A 3,397-nucleotide genomic window follows, 5' to 3' on the forward strand; every position below is an offset into this window, starting at 1 on the left:
ATTTTAGTTAAGTTTTTATATTTTTACTTTTCTTCACATTTTTTCACACTACAATTTCAAAAAGGAGAAAAAATGAGACCAGAAGAGTTAAGAGCTTTAATTTCAAAAAACATATTTTAAAATTAAAGCTTAAAACTATAATGCTAAAAATGATTTAATAATTTTACTTTGTAATTAAAGTTAAAGCTATTTTTTAAAGCATTACTTACATAATCTTTTGCATTTTTACAAGCTGTTTTAATATCTTCGTTTAAAGCTAAATTACAAGCAATTGCAGAGCTTAGAGTACAACCCGTGCCGTGAGTTACAATATTTTTTATTTTTTCGCCTTTAAAAATAGTAATTTCACCATTTTCGCTTAAAAAATCACTTGCTTTTAAATGCCCACCTTTTAACAAAACCTTACAATTTAGAGTTTTTTCTAGACTTTTTGCTGCATTTATTGCATCTTTTTCATTTGTGATTTTTTCGCCCAATAAAACTTCAGCTTCATATAAATTTGGAGTAATCAAATAAACATTTTTTGCAAAATCTTTTATAGCATTAATCGCCCTTTCATCAAGCAATCTCGCACCACTTGTAGATACCATTACTGGATCTAATACGATTTTACTATATCCATTTAGAGTATTTTTAACACAATTTATAATTTCTTCATCATAAAGCATTCCGATTTTTATAAAATCTATTTCACATTCATCAAAACAAGCTTTTATTTGAGCTTTTATAAAATCTGTATCAACCCTTAAAACGCCAAAAACTCCGCTAGTATTTTGAGCAGTTAGAGCTGTAATTACACTCATTGCATACATTTTATGAGCTTGAATTGTCTTTATATCAGCTTGCAACCCAGCCCCACCAGATGGGTCACTTCCAGCTATACTTAATATCTTTTTCATTTAATTCTCCTATGTTTTTAATATTTATTGTTGCATTTTCGCAATTGATTCCAACGCTAAAAATGTCGTTTTTATTAGCTAAATCAATTATTTTAAAGCTATCATCAATTAAAATAAATTTATTAGTATTCAGCTTATTCATACAAGTTTTTAAAGCTATTTGAGTAGTTTTTAAATATTTTCTTTCATCTTGAATGAAAACAAATTCATCTAAAATATCAAATCTTTTTAAAACAAGTTTTGCAAATGGACTAGCTGTATAAATACACTTTTTATAAGCTTTAAATTTGGCTAAAAACTCATTTACACCTATACATAAATTAGCTTCTTTGCTATAAAAATCAATGCAAGTTTTAATAATTTTTTTACTTAATTTAGTTTTGTTTAATTCATCAATTTTTTTAAGCCCATCATAAAAACTTAAATCATCTAAATTATATCCATTAGCTAATTCTTGCCAAAAGCCAACACTATCAATGATTACGCCATCAAGGTCAATTATAAAAGAGAAATCTTTTTCCATAATTTTTCGCAATTTGCTTTATAATTTTGATTTTCATAAATCGCACTTATACAAGCTATATTTTTTATTTTAAATTCTTTTAAATTGTCTATATTTTGATAATTTAATCCTCCTATTGCCACTTTAGGAATGTTTATTTCTTGCACTATTTTTATTAGGTCATTTTTGCTTAGCATTTTTGCATCTTTTTTAGTATTGCTCTCATAAATTGCTCCAATGCCTAGATAATTTGCTCCTAATTTTAAGCCCTTTAACGCTTCTTCATAATTACTTGCACTTATTCCTAAAAACATATTTTTTGGTATTTTTAGATTTTTGTTTATATCACTTTGTCCTAGATGAATACCATCAGCATTTAGCTTAATTGCAAGTTCTAAATCATCGTTTATTATTAAAGCTACTTTTTTTATTTCACAAAGATTTTTTAATTTTAAAAGTGTATTAAGGCTATAATTGTTCGCTTTATTTCTTACTTGAAAGCAAGTTACATAATCAAATAAAATCTCACAAATATCTAATAATTCATCTTCTTTAGTGTATATATCATCACTAATTGCATAAAATCTTAAAATTTCATCTAAGTTTTTCAATTTTTATCCTTTCTTTTATGGTAGTTCCATCAATTTTGCTTAACTCATCAATTAAGTGCATTTTAAACGACATAGTGCCATTTGCTTTAGTTTCGGCTATTTCAGCACTTATGTTAAATGCACTTATACCTGTGATTACAGAATTTAATTTATCATCATTTGCCCCTACAAAAACTGCTAAGATATTGCCTAGCATACAACCTGCACCTGTGATTTTTGTCTGCATTGCTGAGCCATTGCTTAGTATAAAAACATTCGTTTTGCTGATAATAAAATCATTTTTACCTGTGATTACCAAAATAGTTTTATGTTTTTTAGCAAAATCAATGTATTTTTCTAAATCATTTTGATTTATTTCATCACTACTATCGCAGCCACTTGTATTTAATGTCTTATTTACTAGATAATTTATCTCGTTTGCATTGCCTTTAATTACACAAAATTTTATATTTTGCATTAAATATTTACATAAATTATTTCTTGCATTACTAACTCCTGCTGCAACGGGGTCAAAAACAATAGGAATATTTAATTCATTTGCCTTTAAGGCTGCGTTTTTATGGGCTTTTATTAGATTTTCGTTTAACTGCCCGATATTTAGCAAAACCGCATTACTAATTGCAACAATTTCGCCGACTTCTTCATAAAAATCTCCCATAATAGGTGAGCCACCAAGGGCTAAAATAGCGTTAGCTGAGTCATTTATCGTTACATAATTTGTAATACTTTCTACTAAAGTTTTATGATTTCTTGTTTTTTGCATAATGTTTTGATACATATTCTCCTCCTAAGGTTAAAATTAAAATGATTAAAAAAGTTAAAATTGATGCTAAAAAATCAAAATAAATCAGTATTTGATAAATTAAAAATCCAATAAACCAAATTAAAAAATTTAATTTAGCTGAATTTTTTAGTTTAAAACAATATACACATACCATAACCGATGCCATAGGTAAAAATACTGAACTTAATGTATATAAAAAATTTTCATATAAAGAAAAAGGTATAAAAATAGCTATTAATAAAGCGATAAAGATTATTAATAAAATTGTAATTTTATTACCAAATTTATTATTTATATTTTTAATACTTTCATTAGCTGAAAAAATGTCTAAATATGTTGTTGTTATTGTTGAAAAAATAATCAAAAATATTATTAACATTGATAATTTTAAAGTGATTAAAAAACTAGAAAGGTCGCTATAGTATTTCATGGTTAAATATCCAATTATATACATAAGTGAACTTCCTAGAAAATACGCGACTGAAGCTACTAAACTATCTTTTATTGGATTTTTAAAATATTTTGTATAATCACCAACTAATGCAAGCCAAGAAATTGGCATAGCAATACTTAGTTCAATAGCATTTATTAAGTTTATTTT

General features: G+C 25.8%; 5 protein-coding genes. All 5 read right to left on the reverse strand.

Going from position 1 to position 3,397, the window contains the following annotated elements; translation table 11 throughout:
* Positions 1-143: 143 nt before the first annotated feature.
* The gene (gene thiD / locus KJQ99_RS08960) at positions 144-899 is read right to left on the reverse strand and encodes a bifunctional hydroxymethylpyrimidine kinase/phosphomethylpyrimidine kinase (protein ID WP_214150600.1); all 756 of its coding nucleotides are present in this window, start codon (positions 897-899) and stop codon (positions 144-146) included.
* Positions 868-1,422 (reverse strand): beta-phosphoglucomutase, encoded by a 555-nt coding sequence (locus KJQ99_RS08965; protein ID WP_214150601.1) that lies wholly within the window; start codon positions 1,420-1,422, stop codon positions 868-870. The genes thiD and KJQ99_RS08965 overlap by 32 nt, the downstream gene beginning before the upstream one ends.
* Positions 1,398-2,012 (reverse strand): thiamine phosphate synthase, encoded by a 615-nt coding sequence (locus tag KJQ99_RS08970; RefSeq protein WP_214150602.1) that lies wholly within the window; start codon positions 2,010-2,012, stop codon positions 1,398-1,400. Before KJQ99_RS08970 ends, KJQ99_RS08965 begins: the two co-directional genes overlap by 25 nt.
* Positions 1,996-2,790 carry a hydroxyethylthiazole kinase gene (thiM, locus tag KJQ99_RS08975; protein ID WP_250325691.1) on the reverse strand — a complete coding sequence of 265 codons (795 nt, stop codon included), beginning with the start codon at positions 2,788-2,790 and terminating at the stop codon, positions 1,996-1,998. The genes KJQ99_RS08970 and thiM overlap by 17 nt, the downstream gene beginning before the upstream one ends.
* The coding region (locus tag KJQ99_RS08980) for an SLC5/6 family protein (RefSeq protein ID WP_214150603.1) at positions 2,753-3,397 on the reverse strand (645 nt) is incomplete at its 5' end. The genes KJQ99_RS08980 and thiM, both read right to left, overlap by 38 nt.

Source organism: Campylobacter sp. 2018MI13, assembly GCF_018501135.1.
Taxonomy (GTDB): Bacteria; Campylobacterota; Campylobacteria; order Campylobacterales; family Campylobacteraceae; genus Campylobacter_E.

Excerpts from the sequence above, each read along its gene's own strand:
- thiD (WP_214150600.1), bottom strand. The coding sequence starts at position 899 with ATGAAAAAGATATTAAGTATAGCTGGAAGTGACCCATCTGGTGGGGCT.
- thiM (WP_250325691.1), bottom strand. The coding sequence starts at position 2,790 with ATGTATCAAAACATTATGCAAAAAACAAGAAATCATAAAACTTTAGTA.
- KJQ99_RS08965 (WP_214150601.1), bottom strand. The coding sequence starts at position 1,422 with ATGGAAAAAGATTTCTCTTTTATAATTGACCTTGATGGCGTAATCATT.